18 protein-coding genes and 1 pseudogene are annotated in these 16241 nt (G+C 70.7%); 6 read left to right on the top strand and 13 right to left on the bottom strand.

Annotated elements, in window-relative coordinates:
- The first annotated feature begins 44 nt into the window (after nucleotides 1–44).
- The gene (locus CHB84_RS11250) at nucleotides 45–857 is read left to right on the top strand and encodes a glutaminyl-peptide cyclotransferase (RefSeq protein WP_089301510.1); all 813 of its coding nucleotides are present in this window, start codon (nucleotides 45–47) and stop codon (nucleotides 855–857) included.
- Between the two features lie 91 nt (nucleotides 858–948).
- Entirely contained in the window at nucleotides 949–1509 is a 561-nt protein-coding gene (locus CHB84_RS11245) for a DUF2771 family protein (protein WP_089301509.1), read from the top strand.
- A 9-nt stretch (nucleotides 1510–1518) separates the two neighbouring features.
- On the opposite strand, the gene CHB84_RS11240 is transcribed toward CHB84_RS11245, so the two are convergent.
- Nucleotides 1519–1905: a cold-shock protein gene (locus tag CHB84_RS11240; RefSeq protein WP_089301508.1), complete on the bottom strand. Its 387-nt coding sequence runs from the start codon at nucleotides 1903–1905 to the stop codon at nucleotides 1519–1521.
- 183 nt (nucleotides 1906–2088) lie between these two features.
- Here CHB84_RS11240 and CHB84_RS11235 point away from each other — a divergent pair, with 183 nt between their 5' ends.
- Nucleotides 2089–2328: a hypothetical protein gene (locus CHB84_RS11235; protein ID WP_089301507.1), complete on the top strand. Its 240-nt coding sequence runs from the start codon at nucleotides 2089–2091 to the stop codon at nucleotides 2326–2328.
- 27 nt (nucleotides 2329–2355) lie between these two features.
- On the opposite strand, the gene CHB84_RS11230 is transcribed toward CHB84_RS11235, so the two are convergent.
- The 6 genes and pseudogenes from CHB84_RS11230 to CHB84_RS11205 all read right to left on the bottom strand — a co-directional run.
- Nucleotides 2356–3411, bottom strand: coding sequence for a DUF742 domain-containing protein (locus CHB84_RS11230; protein ID WP_089301506.1), 1056 nt, complete (start codon nucleotides 3409–3411; stop codon nucleotides 2356–2358).
- Nucleotides 3412–3835: 424 nt separating this feature from the next.
- Nucleotides 3836–4639 (bottom strand): metallophosphoesterase, encoded by an 804-nt coding sequence (locus CHB84_RS11225; protein WP_089301624.1) that lies wholly within the window; start codon nucleotides 4637–4639, stop codon nucleotides 3836–3838.
- 45 nt (nucleotides 4640–4684) lie between these two features.
- Nucleotides 4685–5824: a sulfate/molybdate ABC transporter ATP-binding protein gene (locus CHB84_RS11220; protein WP_245818684.1), complete on the bottom strand. Its 1140-nt coding sequence runs from the start codon at nucleotides 5822–5824 to the stop codon at nucleotides 4685–4687.
- Nucleotides 5821–6585, bottom strand: coding sequence for an ABC transporter permease (locus tag CHB84_RS11215; RefSeq protein WP_245818691.1), 765 nt, complete (start codon nucleotides 6583–6585; stop codon nucleotides 5821–5823). The genes CHB84_RS11220 and CHB84_RS11215 overlap by 4 nt, the downstream gene beginning before the upstream one ends.
- 79 nt (nucleotides 6586–6664) lie before the next feature.
- Nucleotides 6665–7435: a molybdate ABC transporter substrate-binding protein gene (gene modA, locus CHB84_RS11210; protein WP_089301504.1), complete on the bottom strand. Its 771-nt coding sequence runs from the start codon at nucleotides 7433–7435 to the stop codon at nucleotides 6665–6667.
- A gap of 92 nt (nucleotides 7436–7527) precedes the next feature.
- Nucleotides 7528–7941 (bottom strand): annotated as a pseudogene (locus CHB84_RS11205) (TOBE domain-containing protein); the annotation flags it as partial.
- 172 nt (nucleotides 7942–8113) lie between these two features.
- Between CHB84_RS11205 and CHB84_RS11200 the strand changes: the two are divergent.
- Both CHB84_RS11200 and CHB84_RS11195 read left to right on the top strand, forming a co-directional pair.
- Complete coding sequence (locus CHB84_RS11200; RefSeq protein ID WP_089301502.1) at nucleotides 8114–8398, top strand: MoaD/ThiS family protein; 285 nt, start codon at nucleotides 8114–8116, stop codon at nucleotides 8396–8398.
- Nucleotides 8399–8837: 439 nt separating this feature from the next.
- The gene (locus CHB84_RS11195) at nucleotides 8838–9473 is read left to right on the top strand and encodes a transglycosylase family protein (RefSeq protein WP_089301501.1); all 636 of its coding nucleotides are present in this window, start codon (nucleotides 8838–8840) and stop codon (nucleotides 9471–9473) included.
- A gap of 109 nt (nucleotides 9474–9582) precedes the next feature.
- Here CHB84_RS11195 and CHB84_RS11190 read toward each other — a convergent pair whose 3' ends face one another.
- The 4 genes from CHB84_RS11190 to CHB84_RS11175 form a co-directional block, all read right to left on the bottom strand.
- Entirely contained in the window at nucleotides 9583–10557 is a 975-nt protein-coding gene (locus CHB84_RS11190) for a molybdenum cofactor biosynthesis protein MoaE (RefSeq protein ID WP_089301500.1), read from the bottom strand.
- A gap of 3 nt (nucleotides 10558–10560) precedes the next feature.
- The gene (moaC, locus tag CHB84_RS11185) at nucleotides 10561–11040 is read right to left on the bottom strand and encodes a cyclic pyranopterin monophosphate synthase MoaC (protein WP_089301622.1); all 480 of its coding nucleotides are present in this window, start codon (nucleotides 11038–11040) and stop codon (nucleotides 10561–10563) included.
- Nucleotides 11041–11075: 35 nt separating this feature from the next.
- On the bottom strand, nucleotides 11076–12461 hold the full coding sequence (locus tag CHB84_RS11180; protein WP_089301499.1) for an NAD-dependent malic enzyme: 1386 nt from the start codon (nucleotides 12459–12461) through the stop codon (nucleotides 11076–11078).
- Between the two features lie 73 nt (nucleotides 12462–12534).
- A complete protein-coding gene (locus CHB84_RS11175; RefSeq protein ID WP_425432300.1) occupies nucleotides 12535–12747 on the bottom strand; it encodes a hypothetical protein in 213 nt (70 codons plus the stop codon).
- Nucleotides 12748–12903: 156 nt separating this feature from the next.
- Between CHB84_RS11175 and CHB84_RS11170 the strand changes: the two genes are divergently transcribed.
- Nucleotides 12904–15243, top strand: a complete 2340-nt coding sequence (locus tag CHB84_RS11170) for a helicase-associated domain-containing protein (protein ID WP_089301498.1) — start codon at nucleotides 12904–12906, stop codon at nucleotides 15241–15243.
- 34 nt (nucleotides 15244–15277) lie between these two features.
- Here CHB84_RS11170 and CHB84_RS11165 read toward each other — a convergent pair whose 3' ends face one another.
- A complete protein-coding gene (locus tag CHB84_RS11165; protein ID WP_089301497.1) occupies nucleotides 15278–15697 on the bottom strand; it encodes a DUF742 domain-containing protein in 420 nt (139 codons plus the stop codon).
- 79 nt (nucleotides 15698–15776) lie between these two features.
- Complete coding sequence (locus CHB84_RS11160) at nucleotides 15777–16169, bottom strand: roadblock/LC7 domain-containing protein (protein ID WP_089301496.1); 393 nt, start codon at nucleotides 16167–16169, stop codon at nucleotides 15777–15779.
- Between the last annotated feature and the right edge of the window lie 72 nt (nucleotides 16170–16241).

The following is a 16241-nucleotide window of genomic DNA, read 5'->3' as shown; positions in this document are numbered from 1 at the left end:
GCCGCCGTCCCTGCGTGCTCCCCGGGGCGTGCGAGGCTGGTGTCGTGCGCGCGTTCAGTCGAACTGCCCGGCGACCGGTCGCGGTCTGCGGTGCCCTCACCGCCGGTCTCGTGCTCGCGTGCGGGTCGCCGGGGTCCGGCGCTACCCCACCTCCGGAAGACCTGCGCGCCGACGTTCTGGAGACGCTTCCACATGACCCCACCGCTTTCACACAGGGTTTCGAGATCGCTCACGGCACACTCTACGAAAGCACCGGGCTCGTCGGCGAGTCGGATATCCGCGCGACCGACATCGACACCGGCACGGAGCTGGCGCGCGCCGAGCTCGCCGCGCCACTGTTCGCCGAGGGCCTCACCGTCGTCGATGACCGGGTATGGCAGCTGACCTGGAAGAGTGAGATCGCCATCGAGCGCGACCGGGAGACACTCGACGAGCTGCGCAGGGTCGGCTACGAGGGTGAGGGGTGGGGGTTGTGCTACCAGCGACGGCACGACCGCCTGGTCATGAGCGACGGGTCGGACAGGTTGACCTTCCGCGACCCGGACAGCTTCGCCCCGCTCGACGACGTCGCGGTGACGTCGGCGGGCGAGGCGGTCGAGCGGCTCAACGAGCTGGAGTGTGTCGGCGAGGACGTCTACGCGAACGTCTGGCGCAGCGACACCGTCATGCGCATCGACCCCGCAGACGGGGCGGTCACCGCCGAGATCGACGCGTCCGGCCTGCTCGACCCCCAGGACGAGGACGAGGCCGGGGTACTCAACGGGATCGCTTCCGTGCCCGGCACCGATCGGTTCCTGCTGACGGGCAAGAACTGGCCCGCTGTGTTCCGGGTCCGGTTCGTCCCGGCCGCGTCGTGACCGAACACCACGCAGCGGGCGGTTGTCGCGGAGACCACACCGAGGCACCCTCGCTCGGCGCGCCGACAGCGCGCCCGTAGTCTCGACAACCATGGCAGTACGTGACGCGCGGTCACCGGATCCGGCGGGGGAGCGACGCCCGCGCCGTGGCGTGAAGCCGGCCGTGCTCGCCGGGACGGCGGGCGCCGTGTTCGCCGTGGCGGGTTGTGGCGAGGTCGGTCCCCCCGAGATCACCATCTACTCCGACGGCGAGGCCATCCAGGTCGAGCCGTTCACCTACTGCGACGTCGAAGTCACCGAATGCGACAACGACGAGACGCACGAGTACGCTTTGCCCACCCGTCCTGGCCAGCCCGCGCAGATCTCCGTGCCCGGCGAGGTCGCGGAGACCCCGTGGCTGGTGAACGTCCAGGCGGCGGACGCGGACGGCACGCCACTTCCGGTGCAGCAGGAGTACTTCTCCCCGGGGGAGGCACACGCGTTCACCGCCGAACCGCCCAGCCCGGATGCGACGCTGCTCATCGTCGAGGTGCAGCAGATGGGCGCAGCCTTCGCCGCGGATCAGGAAGGGGAGCCGATCCGCGACGAGGAGGGAGCCATGCAGCCGGTCACGCGCGGGATCTGGCCGGTCGCCTTCGAAGCCCGCTCGTGAACGTGCGCGCTACGGATCCAGGTCCCGCGCCACCGCGCGCATGACCTCCGCGATCCGCTTGGTGTTCTTGCGCTCCGGGTAACGTCCCTGGCGCAGGACAGGCTGCACACGCGCCTCGAGGAGCTTGATCATGTCATCGACCATGCCGTGCAGCTCCTCCGCGGGCCTGCGCTGCGCCTCGGCGACCGACGGCGGCGTGTCCAGGAGCCGCACGGACAGTGCCTGCGGGCCGCGCCGACCGTCGGCAACGCCGAACTCGAGTCGCTGACCAGACTTGAGAGAGTCAACCCCCTGAGGTAACGCGGACTTGCGAATATAGACGTCCTCGCCCCCGTCCTGGGTGACGAAGCCGAAACCCTTGTCCGCGTCGTACCACTTGACCTTGCCGGTCGGCACTGTACTCACCGTTCCTTCGCTCATCGGACCGCGCGCCGTACGCCGTCGGAGAGCATGCCCAGTGGGAAGCTTCCCTGACCCGCACGACGAACGCGCCTCGGGGGTGGCCCCACCCACCGACGCGCGTCACTACCCAGCCTATCGCGGTTAGCTCCGCGAGGAGAAACCGTTAGCCTGTACGCCATGTCCGCCCACGCCGAACACGGCGACTCCGCTACGCCCCGCAGCAGACCGTCCCGCATGATGGCATTGTCCGTCGGCCTGTTCGTCATCGGCATGATCGCTGTCGCCGCGGTGTTCGTACTGTTCGCCCTCGGTCACACCGACCTGCCCGTGTGGTTGAGCGTGAGCGCGATCGGTTTCACCTCGGTCGGCTTCGGTTCCGGCCTGGTAACCCTGGTCCGCGAAGCACGAAGCCTGTGACTGCCCAGGCCTGTGGCTGCCCGGCGGTCAGAGATTCCGCAGGCCGCGTAGCACCCGCTCCATCAGCTCGAGGTCGGGACCGGAGTCCGGGCCGGAACCCGCCCTGTGCACCACGATCATGCCCTCCTCGGCCATGGCGCCGATCAGAGTCTTGGCGACGCCGAGCGGCACGGACAACCGGGCGGCGATCTCGGTCACCGACCGGGGGTGCTCGCACAGTTCCAGCACCCGCCTGTGCTCCTCACGGATCGCGTCCGGGTCGGTGTCCGCCGCTCCGGAGCGTGCACTGACCAGGGTTTCCAGCGCGAACTCCACGGTGCTTCCGGTGCGCCCGCCCGTCCAGACGTACGGCCGTACCCACGAACCGGCCTCGGCATCGGCGAGGTCGTTCTCGAGGTCGCCGTCCGGATCGCTCTGCGGGAAGCTCGCCTCGTCGGGCGTGTACGCCTCGGCTTGTCCCGGGTCCTGTCCAGCGGGCTCCCCAGCGGGTTCCCCAGCAGGTTCGACCGCGGGATACCCGGCACTCGCGGAATCATCGGGAGGCTCCTCCGCGTCGTCACCCGACCCGGTCCCCGCCGCGTCCTCCTGCCGGGACTCCTGGTGGGTCTGCGACTGGTCCTGCACGGCCGTCGCGCCAGCACCGTCCTCCGTGCTTCCGTCCTCGGTACCTTCGTGCGCGGCACCGTCCTGCTGGGCCTCCTCCTGCTGGGCCTCGTCCCGCTGGGCGCCTGCATCACCGGAGGCTGCCGCATCCACCCCGTCCAGCTGACCGGAGCACGAGCCCACCGCAGCGCTCGCGGCCCTGTCGTTCACATCCGGTGCACTCGCCCCGGAAGGGCCGTCCTCGAGCGCTCCCGCGTCATCACGGTGCTCAGCCCCGAGCGTTCCCGCGGCGTCATTGGTCGCGGCATCGTGGGCTGCGTCGTCAACAGCCGTGTCCTCCGGCGCGGACTCGTCGCCCGCGACCTCGTCGCCAGGCACGTGCGCATCGCCGGTGTCCCCCTCGCGCGGCGCGGCGCCCGGATCGAGCTCGCTGTGATCATCCGCCCCGGCCGCGGATTCCAACCTGTCCTCTGCCGACACGTCCCCTCACTCCTCACGGTCACTGCCGGTGGCACCCGTGCCCGAGCTCGCGACCCGGGCCGTTGACTCCGACGACGTCCCCGTCCCGCATCCGCTCACCGACCGACGCTGCGCTGCACCACGCCGCGGCGTCATCGCGTCCCGGCGCACGGTTCCGGTTCGCGGGCCGCAGCGCGGTTCACTCGGCAGGGCGGTCCCGTGCACGACTGGTAGTGGTGCACGCCACGTCCCGCGCCGAGTCGTCTCGCCCAGTGGGTTCACCACGCCACCACTCGATCCTCCTGCGTGCCTGATCACGTGCGCCCGACCGAACGATCGTAGTTGAGGTGCGAGGAGGCGTGCCATGCTCGCACGTTGCAGTTTCCTCACGTGTTGCTCGAGCTAGCGTTGCGGTCGTGCCGGCGCCGGCGCGGACTCCGGTACGTCAACTGTCCCACGGCAGCCGCACGACCAGGCACGGCCCGCCCGCGAACACTCCTGCGTCGATACCGAGCACCCGGCCGCCCGCGTAGGAGTGCGGGCCGCTGATCTCCATCGGGGCCAGCCCGACCTGGTCGGCGATGACGCTGTGACCGTGCACGATCCTGGTGCCACCGAGCTGTTCCAGCATCCGTTCCGCCGCGTCCGCACCGTTGCCCCCACGGAACGCGTACCGCGTGGTCAGCCTGCGCCAGAGCTCCCACCACTGCTCGAGGTCGTCCCCTGCCAGTACCGACTGCACAGCCGCGTTGATCTCCGCGGGATCGTCTCCCCAGTGCAGGTACTCCATCGTGTCCGAGTGCAACAGCAGGTGGTCGAGGGCATGCGCGAGGACGGGACGGGACACGAGCCACTCGACGTGCGTGTCCCGCAGGTGCTCGAGATCGTCTGCCTGCCCCCCGTTGATGAGCCAGCTGCGCGCGAACGTGCGGCCCGGTGTGTCCGGAGCGATCTCGGTGTCCCCGAAACGGTGCGTACCCAGCAACAGGATCTCGTGGTTACCCAGCAAGGTCTGGACGTACCCACCGGCATCGGCCGCCTGCTCCTGCAGCCGCATCACCAGATCGATGACGCCGATGCCGTCCGGGCCCCTGTCCACGAAGTCCCCCACGAACCACAGGTGAGTCGACCCGCCCGACCAGTCGCCCGACTCGTCCACGATGCCGTGCTCGGCCAGTGCGTCCTCGAGCGCCTCGCGGTGCCCGTGCACATCGCCCACCACGTAGGTCGGCTGCTGATCGTCACTCACAGTCTCGACGATAAGCCCCACTGCTCTCACCGGCCACGCGCACCATTAGCTCCGACCGGTGAACGCCTCGTGCACGCCGACCGCGTCGGCAGGCACCGCCACCTCGACCGGGTGTCCCGGTTCGAGCCCCAGCTCGGCCACGGCCGCAGGAGCCACATCCGCGGTGAGGCCCGCCACCCACGCGTGCTCCGGGCTGTCATGGGGCACCCCGATGCGGACCCGCACGACGGACCCGTGCGGCTCCAGGCTCTCCACGACGGCGCTGCCGGAGTTGCTGTGGTTGCCCGCACCGCGCCCCTGCGCAGGGTGACCCGGATGCACCGCGACGTTTCCGGGCGGGAAAACGGCGACGGCGGGGGATCCCACAGGCACGCCGTCGCACGACGCCGCGGAGAGTACGGCGCCATCCACGGTGCGCAGCCCGCCTGCCACGGCGCGGCCGGTCACCAGGTTCAGACCGGCGATACGCGCGGTGAACGGGGTCCGGGGCGCGGCGAGCACCTCCCTGGTCGCACCCCGTTCGACGACGGCACCGTCGGAGAGCACGATGACGCTGTCCGCGAGCGTCAGCGCGTCAAGGGGGTCGTGCGTGACGAGCAGCCCGCACCGCGCCGCGTCCCCGTCGCGCAGCACCCTCCCGAGCACGGCCCGCATGGCCGGTCCGGCGTCGGCATCCAGCGCGGCGAGAGGTTCGTCGAGCAGCACCAGCCCCGGTTCGTCGGCCAGCGTGCGTGCCAATGCCACCCGCTGGGCCTGCCCCCCGGACAGCTGGTGCGGCTTGCGCGCGGCCAGCTCCGCCACGGCCAGCCGCTCCATCCATTCCCGTGCCACCTTCCGCGCCGCCGCTCGACCGGCACCTCTCGCGCGCGGTCCGAACGCGACGTTGTCCTGTGCCGTGCAGTGTGGAAAGAGCAGCGGGGCCTGGCCGAGCACTCCGATGCCACGCCGGTGCGGCGGGATGTGGACACCGCGCGCGACGTCGGTCAGCGTCCGATCCCCGAGGGTGACCGAGCCGCCGTGCGGGTGCCGCAGCCCCGCTATGCACTCGAGCAGCGTCGACTTCCCCGAGCCGTTCGGTCCGAGCACCGCGAGTACGCCCCCCGGCGGGATGCCGACGTCGGCACGCAGCCGGAAGTCGCCACGGGTGACTTCCACCGTGGCGTCCAACCCGCCGCCCGGGTTCACGACCGCCCCCGGAGTGAGCGGGGCCTGGCGATACCGATCACCACGACAGCTATCACGATCAGCAACAGGGACAGCGCTATGGCGCTGTCTATATCGGACTCCGACTGTGCGTAGACTTCCAGCGGAAGGGTTCGCGTCACGCCCTGCAGGCTCCCGGCGAAGGTGATCGTCGCCCCGAACTCCCCGAGCGCCCGTGCGAAACACAGGACCGTGCCGGACACCAGCGCCGGAAGGAGTAGCGGGCACGTCACCCTGGTGAACACCGTCCACGGACGCGCACCGAGCGTGGCAGCGACCCGTTCGTAGTTCTCCTCGCGCGCGCGTAACGATCCCTCCAGGCTGATCACCAGGAACGGCATCGCCACGAAGGTCTGGGCGAGCACGACAGCCGCCGTGGTGAACGGCACCCGCGCCCCGGCGACCACGTCGAGCAGGTATCCGAGGAAGCCGTTCACACCGAACAGGTAGAGCAGCGCGAGCCCGCCGACCACGGGTGGGAGCACGAGGGGAAGCAGCACGACCGTGCGGAGCAGTGCACCGAGGTTTCCGGCGGTCCCGGCCAGGACGACCGCGAGCGGCACACCCAGAACGATGCAGGCGAGTGTGGACAGTGACGCTGTGATCAGCGACAGCCGCAACGCGTGCAACGAGGCCTGCGAGCTCAGCAGCTCGGGTAGCCGCGTGAACTCGGTACGCAGCAGCAACCCAACGATCGGCAGGGCGACCAGGGCGAGCGCGAGCGCGGCGGGGATGCGCAGCAACCGCGGGACGCCGACCGCCACCGTCGTCCCGTCCGAGCGGCCTGCCCGGATGCTCCCGGCGCCCGCGGCGCCGGCGGCGTTACCCGTTCCGGCCATCATCGACCCCGAACCCGGCTGCGGTGAGCGCACGGCGCCCCGGCTCGGCACGCAGGAACCGCACGAACTCGCGGGCCAACCGAGGCTGCGCGGCGTCTGCCAGCACCGCGATCCGGTACTCGTTGACGACCGACTCCGCCCCCGCGATGTCGATCGACTCGACCGAGTCGGCCGCCGCCCGCGCGTCGCTGCGGTAGACGATTCCCGCGTCGGCGTCACCGGTCAGCACCTTCTGCAGCACCGCCTTGACACTGAGCTCCTCGCTTGCCGGCCGCAGGCGCATGTCGTGCGCGCGCACGAGCCGCCTCGTCGCCCGCCCGCAGGGAACCTGGACGGCGCAGGTGACCGCGTGCAGCTCGGGGTCGGCGAGGTCGTCCAGGCCCGCGATGCGGTGCGGGTTGCCGGGAGCCGTGGCGATGGTGAGCGTGTTCGTCGCCAGCACCTCGGGATCGTCCGCGAGCATGCCCTGCTCGGCGACCGTGCGCATGGTCACCGGGTCGGCGGAGACGAACACGTCGGCACGGGCTCCCTCCGTGAGCTGGTGCGCCAGGCGCGAGGAGCCCGCCAGGTTGACGCGGACGTCCACGTCCGGATGTTCGGCCGTGAACGAGTCGTCGACCTCGCCGAGCACCTCGGTGAGCGAGGAGGCCGCGAAGACCGTCAGTACCTCACGGTCGCCGCCCGGGGCGCAGGCCGCGACGGCCGACACCGCCGAGAGTGCCAGCGCGAGCAGCGGTCCGAACGCACGCCGCATCAGCGACCCCAGCTCTCCAGCTCATCGTCCGGCGGATACACCTCGACCACGGTGTGTTCCTCGGGCCTGTCCGCCGTGCCGGGCGGGACCGCCTCGGACCCGCCCGGCGTCTCCACGATGACGTTGGTGGCCTTGACCACGGCCACGGCCAGGGCACCCGGTTCCAGGTCCAGCTCGTCGACTGCCTCGGCGCTCATCAACGACACCACCCGATGAGCCCCTGACTGCACCTCGACCTGCGCCATCACCGAGTCCCGCCGGACCTCGGTGACCAGGCCCACGAAGCGGTTGCGTGCCGAGCGCGCGACAGCCGTGGCGTCGCTCTCGCCCGCAGGCCGGCGCTCGGCCTGGCGCCGGGCGAACGCGGCCAGCTCCTGACCGTCCACGATCTTGCGGCCTGCGACGTCCACCCCGGTACGCAGCTCACCGGAGCGCGCCCACCGCCGTACGGTGTCGTCACTCACGCCGAGCAGGCGGGCCGCCTGCGCGAACCGGAAGACAGTCACGCGGACAAGCATAGATCCGTGACTGCGTTTCGAACAGGGGTCAAAACTCCGAATTCGCGGAACTCGACACCAGGATAGATCCGCATATGTCCATCCGGAGTGATCCGCGGCCCGTGCCGTACACCACCCTGGGTGCCGTGACGCCGGTCATCGCCGGATACGATCACCGGTCATGAGCACGCCCGCCGACCCCGACGCGCGAACCGTGACGGTCCGCGTGCGGTTCTACGCCTCCGCGCGCGCGGCGGCGGGGAGCGAGGAACGGGCACTCGAGATGCCTGCCGGTTCGACCCTCGGCGACGTCGTGGCCCGGCTCCGCGCCGAGCACTCCGCCGAGCTGGACCGGATCCTGACCGTGGCGAGCCTGCTTGTGGACGGGGTCGCCATCCGGGACGCCGCGTACCGGATCGACACCGACGCGGCGATCGATGTTCTCCCCCCGTTCGCCGGTGGATGACGAGCAGGCAACCCGCCGACAACCAGCGGGCAACCGGCACGACCTTTTCGTACTATTTGCACTCTTCTTCGTAGTCGACGAGCCCTGCACGAACGGACCAGCGGGCCGGAAACGGCGTGACACAGACCTCACTTAGGGTGAAAGATTTCGAGAAGGACACGGTTCGGTAACAGGCCTCTGACCTGCGAATATATCGGAATCGTCACAAGTTTTCGGTCGTTACAGTGATCCAGATCACATAGCTCTCGATTTCCGATCATGAACATAGCTACGTACCGTCGTCTGCGGTTGGCCCCGACCAGCCACGGCAAGACCCGGGGATCCGTGCGCCAATCCCTGTCCAACGGACCCCCGGCCCATACCCCGAGCGAAAGTAACTCCGGGACAGGGAGCGGGCACGGCCCGAGCGGAACGCGGCGCGGAGGGTTGACGATGCCAAATGTCTCACCGAGCTAAGCACCGCAAGACCTCGACAGCTACCCGCAACATCGCTCGCGCCGCAGTCGCGAGCCTGGCATTCGGTGCTCCGCTTGCAGTGGCCGCTACCCCAGCTCAGGCCGAGAGCGTGAACTGGGATGCCATCGCCGAGTGCGAGAGCGGCGGTGACTGGAGCATCAACACCGGCAACGGCTACTACGGCGGTCTGCAGTTCAACCTCAACACCTGGCGTGCTTATGGCGGCAGCGGTATGCCGCACGAGCAGTCCCGGGCTGAGCAGATCCGTGTCGCAGAGAACGTTCTGGAAGGCCAGGGCATCGGCGCATGGCCGGTGTGTGGCAAGAAGGCCGGTGCCAGCGGCAGCTACCAGGGGACCAACACCGGCGGCTCCGCAGAGCAGCCCGCCGAGCAGGAGGTGGAGCAGGAGGCCGCGCCCGAGCAGGCCGCCCCTGAGGTAACCCGCGTCGCCGAGTCCAACCCCGACGGGGACTACGAGGTCGAGGAAGGCGACACGCTTTCCGAGATCGCGAAGAAGGAGGACGTCGACGGCGGCTACCAGAAGCTGCACGAGCTCAACGACGACTACATCAGCGACCCGGACTACATCCTGGTCGGCCAGAAGATCGCCACCGAGTGATCTCGCTGAGCAGTAGGCGATAGCTCCATCGCATCACTCGTGGGCTCCACCGCTATCCCCCGGCGGTGGAGCCCACGAGCTCAGCACGGCCCACGTCGTGCACCGAGGCTCAGGGCGAGTTGACCCACTCCTCGGTCCCGTCGGCGAAAACCTGGTGCTTCCAGATCGGCAACCGCTGCTTGACCTCCTCGACGAGGTCCGCGCACGCGGCGAACGCCTGCGCGCGATGCGGGGAAGCGACCGCACACGCCAGGGCCACATCACCGATCTCGAGCGCACCGACACGATGGCTCACCGCGACTCCCCGCACCGCGGGATGGCGGGCCGAGACGTCCCTGACGACGCTGTCCAGCACCTGCTCCGCGCTCGGGTGCCCTTCGTAGAACAGTGACCGCACGTGCCTGCCGCCGTCGTGGTCGCGTACCGCACCGGCGAACGTGACCACCGCGCCCGCGGCCCGTTCGGCCACGGCAGCGGCGTGTTCCTCGCTCGCGATCGGTTCCCCGGTCACCCGGCACACCGGCACCGCAGGCGGCTCCGCCCCCTGCTCGCCGGGCGCATGCCCCGCGGCATCACCAGCGGTAGTACTACCGGGCGCATGCCCCGCGGCGTGGTCCGTTCCGGCCAGCTGGTCGAGGGCGTGCTCGAGCACTCCCTCCAGCGCGGCGAGCCCGTCGGTCACCCCACCCTTCGAGCCGGGCAGGTTCACGACCAGCGTCCTACCTGCCACTCCGGCGATCCCGCGGGACAGGATCGAGGTAGGGACGGCGGGCAACCCGGCATCCCGAACCGCGTCGGACAGCCCGGGAATCCGGTAGTCGAGGACGGCCGCCGTGGCCTCCGGCGTGCGGTCCGTCGGCGAGATGCCCGTGCCGCCCGTGGTGATCACCAGGTGCGCGCCCTCGGCGACACACTGCCGCAGCGCGGCGGACACCGGCTCACCGTCGTGCACGACGACCGGCGGTGCGACGTCGAATGACCGTTCGGTCAACCAGTGCGCGATGATCGGGCCCGTCCGATCCGGGTAGACACCGTCGGCGGCCCGGTTGGAGGCCACCACAACGCGCGCGATCCGGCTGCCCATGCGTTACCGCCCTTCCGGCCGCGTCCACACCCCGGCCTTGCCGCCCTCTTTGCGGTCCAGCCGTACCCCGTCCATCGACGCGGCAGCGTCGACGGCCTTGACCATGTCGTGCAGCGCCAGCCCGGCGACGCTGACCGCGGTCAACGCCTCCATCTCCACCCCGGTGCGCTCGGTGGTGCGCGCCGTGGCCGTCACGCGCACCTCGCTGTCTCCGAGCTCGAACTCCACGTCGACACCCGACAGCGCGATCGGGTGACACAGCGGCACCAGATCCGGGGTGCGCTTGGCGCCCATGATCCCCGCGATCCGCGCCGTTGCCAGCGCGTCCCCCTTCGGTAACCCGCCCTCCGCGAGCAGCGCCACCACCTCGGCCGTGGTGTGCAACGTTCCCGAGGCGACCGCCGTGCGCGCGGAGGCGGTCTTCTCCGAGACGTCCACCATCCGCGCGGCGCCGGACTCGTCGAGGTGGCTGAACTCACTCATCGATACGAGGATAGTGCGTGGGCGTACCGCACCGATCACCCACCGGTCGCTGCTTGCTTGACCGCGCTCGCCACCGCGGGCGCCACGGCGGAGTCGAACACGCTCGGCACGATGAACGACGCGTTCAACCGGTCCCCGTCCACCACGTCCGCGATCGCGTTCGCCGCGGCCACGAGCATGTCATCGGTGATGTGGTGCGCGTGCGCGTCGAGCAGGCCGCGGAACATGCCGGGGAAGGCGAGCACGTTGTTGATCTGGTTCGGGTAGTCGCTGCGCCCGGTGGCGACGACGGCGGCGTGCTTGTGCGCTTCGAGCGGGTCGATCTCCGGGTCGGGGTTGGCCAGCGCGAAGATGATCGGGTCACGCGCCATGGTCGCCACCTGGTCGGCGCCGATGAGGTTCGGGACCGACACCCCGATGAACACGTCCGCGCCCGCGAGAGCGTCGTGCAGCGTGCCGGAGCGCACGTCCGCATTGGTGTTGTCCGCGACCCACTGCAGGTTGTCGTCCAGGCCGTCGCGGTCGGTGGTCAGGATGCCGGTGCTGTCCACCGCGATGATGTCGGCGGGGTTCTTGCGCTTGAGCAGCCGGATGATGGCCGAGCCCGCGGCGCCGACGCCGCACACCACGATCCGGCAGTCCTCGATGGGCTTGTCCACCACCCGCAACGCGTTGCGCAGGGCCCCGAGCACGACAATGGCCGTGCCGTGCTGGTCGTCGTGGAACACCGGGATGTCCATCGACTCCCGCAGCCGTGCCTCGATCTCGAAGCACCGGGGCGCGGAGATGTCTTCGAGGTTGACCCCGGCGTATACCGGGGCCAGCGCGCGCACCGTCCGGATGATCTCCTCGGTGTCCTGCGTGTCCAGGCACACCGGCCAGGCGTCCACACCGGCGAACTTCTTGAACAGCGCGGCCTTGCCCTCCATCACGGGCAGCGCGGCAGCCGGGCCGATGTTGCCGAGGCCGAGAACCGCCGAACCGTCCGTGACCACGGCCACCGTGTTGCGCTTGATCGTGAGCCTGCGGGCGTCCTCCGGGTTGACCGCGATGGCCTTGCACACCCGCGCGACGCCCGGCGTGTACGCCCGCGAGAGGTCATCGCGGTTGCGCAGCGCGACCTTGGACTCGACTTCGAGCTTGCCGCCGAGGTGCAGCAGGAACGTCCGGTCGGAGACCTTACGGACGTGCACCCCGTCGAGTTGGTCGAGGGCGTTGGTGACCTCGGTGGCGTGCTCCTCGTTGAGCACGTTCGCGCTGATGTCCACGACGACGCTGTCGTGATGCGACTCGACGATGTCGAAAGCGGTGAGCACGCCGCCGACGTCGCCGACGGCTGAGGTCAGCTCGCCTGCGCTACTCGCGGCGGCAGGCGCCTCGGCACGGACGGTGATGGAATATCCCGGACCTGGTACAGGCATGGCAACCCCGAATCGACATGTGGGTGCGTGTGAGGCTCGTCTCAGACCCTAACCCTGCTGGTTCCCAGCGGGATCAGGAGCGGTTGATCTCGGTTTCGGGGTGCTCGTACGGCACCGAGTCGAGCGGGAAGGAGACATCACCGTACGGCGACTGCGAACCCTGCGTGTCGGACACCAGCTCGGAAACCGGTGTCTGTCCGTCGCCGAGCTGCGGCCACTGCGGGTCGATACGGTCCGGGTCCACCTTCTTGCTGTCTGCCACGTCATCCTCCGCGGTGCGCTCGATGATGCGTCGAGTGTCGTGCGTCAACGTTCTCGACACGCCTGCCTCTAGTTTGCCGTACCCCGATCGCTCCCGTCGCGGTGGTCCCACGGCGACGCCGGGCGCTCGCCGTGCCACGCCTCGTGGGCCGCGCGCGCACGCACTCGGTATCGTGGCGCCGTGTCTGCGACCTCTCTCGCGCACTGGCTGCGCTCGGTGAGCGACGACGAGCTCGCCCGCATGCTCGCCGCCCGGCGCGACCTGGCGACGCCGCCACCTGCCGACACGAACGTGCTCGCCACCCGCGCGGGCACCGCGGGCTCGGTGGCACGGGCCTGCGAGGACCTCGACACCTTCACGCTGGCCGTGCTGGAGGCCCTTCTCGTCCTCGACGCCGATGCCGGACCGGTCACCGCGGAGGCCGTGGACGAGCTCGCGGGCGCGTCCACCCGTCGCGCGCTCACCCGGCTGCGCAGGATGGCGCTGGTCTGGGGAGACGACAGCGCCGTCAGCACCGTGCCCGCTGCCCGCGAGGTGCTCGGCCCCTACCCGGCAGGGCTCGGCAGGGACGTTCCCGAGCTGCGCGGCACGGACGTACACACGGAGCTGGAGGCGCTGACCCAGCCGGAACGCAAGCTGCTCGACACGCTCGCGGCCGGACCTCCTGTCGGCAACACCAAGGACGCCGGCTCGGACATCCCGCTGGAGCAGGCCCGTACGCCGGTGCAGAGCCTGCTCGCCCGCGGCCTGCTCGTCCGCAAGGACAGCGGCACCGTCGAGCTGCCCAGACAGCTGGGGCTGGCGGTGCGCGGGAAGCCGATCTTCCCGGACGCGGTGCGCACCGAACCCGCGCCGGAGACCTACCCGCATACCACGGAGACCGTGGACAGCACGGCCGCCGGTGAGGCGATGGAGCTGAACCGGCACATGGAGTCGCTGCTGGAGTCGTGGGCGCGAACGCCGCCGCCGGTGCTCAAGGCCGGTGGGCTCGGCGTGCGGGAGGTGCGCAGGATCGCCCGCGAGCTCGAGATCGACGAGGCTCGCGCGGTGCTGCTCGCCGAGCTGGCGTACGGGGCCGACCTCGTGGCCGAGAGCACAGCCACCGAGCCGGAGTGGCTGCTGACGAACCTGGCCGACAGCTGGCTGGGCTCGCCACCGGCGCACCGCTGGGCCATCCTTGCCACGGCGTGGCTCGACCTGCCCCGCCTGCCCTGCCTCGCCTACAGCGCGGCCGCGGCGCGCGCAGGCGGGACGGGGGAGAAGGACAAGCAGCCAGCACCCCTGTCCACCCAGCTGCACAAGCCGCGCGCCGCGACCGCGCGCCGCCGCGCTCTCGAGGCGCTCGCCGAGCTGCCGGACGGCACGGGTATCGCGGGCGGGGAACAGCTCGTCACGCTGCTGGCCTGGCGCAACCCGCGCCGGGACGGCCCGCTGCGCGACGAGATGGTCCGTGCCGCGCTGTGGGAGGCATCGGCTCTCGGGGTGGTCGCTCTCGGCGCTGTCACCTCAGCAGCACGCACGTTGCTGGAGCCTGCCGAGGAGTCCACAGGGGAACCCACCGGCGAGGCCGGGGACGAGTCCGCAGGGGAGTCCGTGGACGAGCGCAGGCGGCGCGCCACGGCCGCCATGGCCGTGGCGATGCCCGCGCCGGTCGATCACGTGCTGGTGCAGGCCGACCTGACCATCGTCGCGCCGGGGCCGCTGGAACCGGGCCTGGCTGCCGAGATCACGGCGGTCGCCGACGTCGAGTCGGCGGGACACGCCACGGTCTACCGGGTGACCGAGGACTCCGTCCGCCGCGCCCTCGACTCGGGGCACAGTGCCGAGGAGCTGCACGACCTGTTCGCCCGCACCTCACGCACGCCGGTGCCGCAGGGGTTGACCTACCTCATCGACGACGTGGCACGCAGGCACGGCAGGCTGCGCGCGGGGACTTGCGCGTCCTTCCTCCGCTGCGACGACGAGGTCGTGCTCGCGGAGATCCTCAACAGCCCGGCGGCAGGGGAGCTCGACCTGCGCAGGGTCGCGCCGACCGTGCTCGTCAGCGGGTCGCCGCTGGCCGAGGTCCTCGACGGGCTGCGCGAGCGCGGGTTCACCCCGGCAGCGGAGGGGCCGGACGGCCGGGTACTGGACGTGCGCACCGAGGAGCAGCGCACCCCGAAGCGGGCTCCCGCGCGCAGGCGGGCCCAAGGCGCGACCGGGGCGAGCGGGGCGAGTACCTCGGAGCGCATCGCCGACGTCGTCGCGCGCATCCGCTCGGGCGACCGTGCCGCGTCGACCCGGCGCGTCGCAGGCGTCCGAAACCCCGGCGGCGAAGGGGACACGTCGGCGACGCTGGAGCTGCTGACCCGCGCGAGCCTGCAGCGCAGGGAGGTCTGGATCGGGCTCGTCGACGGGCACGGCACGGCCAGCCAGCACATCGTGACCCCGACGCGCGTGGGCGGTGGCGTACTCGAGGGCGACGACAACGAGCGCTACCCGCTGCACCGCATCACATCGGCGGCGTTCGTCGAGTCGTAAGGACGGGTCCGTCGCGTGCGAAACGGGCGTGGCGCTACAGGTTACGCAGCCCGCTCAGCAGCCGGTCGAGGAACTCCTTCGAGGAGGCCTCGCCGAAGGGCAGGCCCGGGTCGTGCACGTGCACCAGGCCCGCTCGCATCATGTCCGCGACGATCACCTTCACCACGCCCAGCGGCAACCCCAGCTCGGTCACCACGTCGGACAGCGCCCTCGGCTGGGTGCAGAAGTCGCAGATGCTGCGCTGCTCCGCGGTCCGCACGCCCTCGTACCGCATACCGGTCTCGCTTGTCGAGACCATCGCCTCCAGCTCAAGGTCGTGCTCGGGGCGGGTGCGGCCCCCGGTACGCGCGTATGGGCGCACCAGCGACCTCCTGCGCTGCTCGGGGGCGACCGAGGACGCGCGGGGCGGCGCTTGAACATGCAGCCTGCTGTCACCGTCGCGCTCGTTCGTCACGCCTCACCCCCGGTGTCGTGTCGTCACCCGGGCCGTACGGCCCGGCTATGCGAGTGTGCCACGTACCCGACACGATAAGCTACTCGCTAGTAGCACGCTGCTCCCCCAACCGCTCGACGAGCAGCGACATCTCGTAGGCCACCGTGCCCATGTCGCTGCGTGGCGATGCCAGCGCCGCCACGCACGACCCGTCGCTGACGGTCATCAGCAACAGGAAGCCGAGCTCCATCTCCACGACTGCCTGGTGCACGCGCCCGGCCGCGAGGCAGTCCGCCACACCGGCCGTCATGCCGAGCATCCCCGTGACGACCGTGGCCAGCTCCCCGGCGCGGGCCGGGGGTAACCCGGCCGAACCGGCGAGCAGATCGCCGTCGGCCGACACGATCACCCCGTGCGCCACACCCGGCACTCGCTCGACGAAGTCCGTGATCAGCCGTTCACGACCCGTCGGCCGGCCAGCGGAGCTCGTCACGGACTCTCCTCGTTCGACGTGCCCAACCGTCCCGACCACGGGCCGCAGTTTCACACGACCGCACGCATGGCC

Source organism: Haloechinothrix alba (assembly GCF_900188115.1).
Taxonomy (GTDB): Bacteria; Actinomycetota; Actinomycetes; order Mycobacteriales; family Pseudonocardiaceae; genus Haloechinothrix; species Haloechinothrix alba.
The sequence above is the reverse complement of the archived record's forward strand: the minus strand, read 5'-3'. Positions and strand labels throughout refer to the sequence as shown.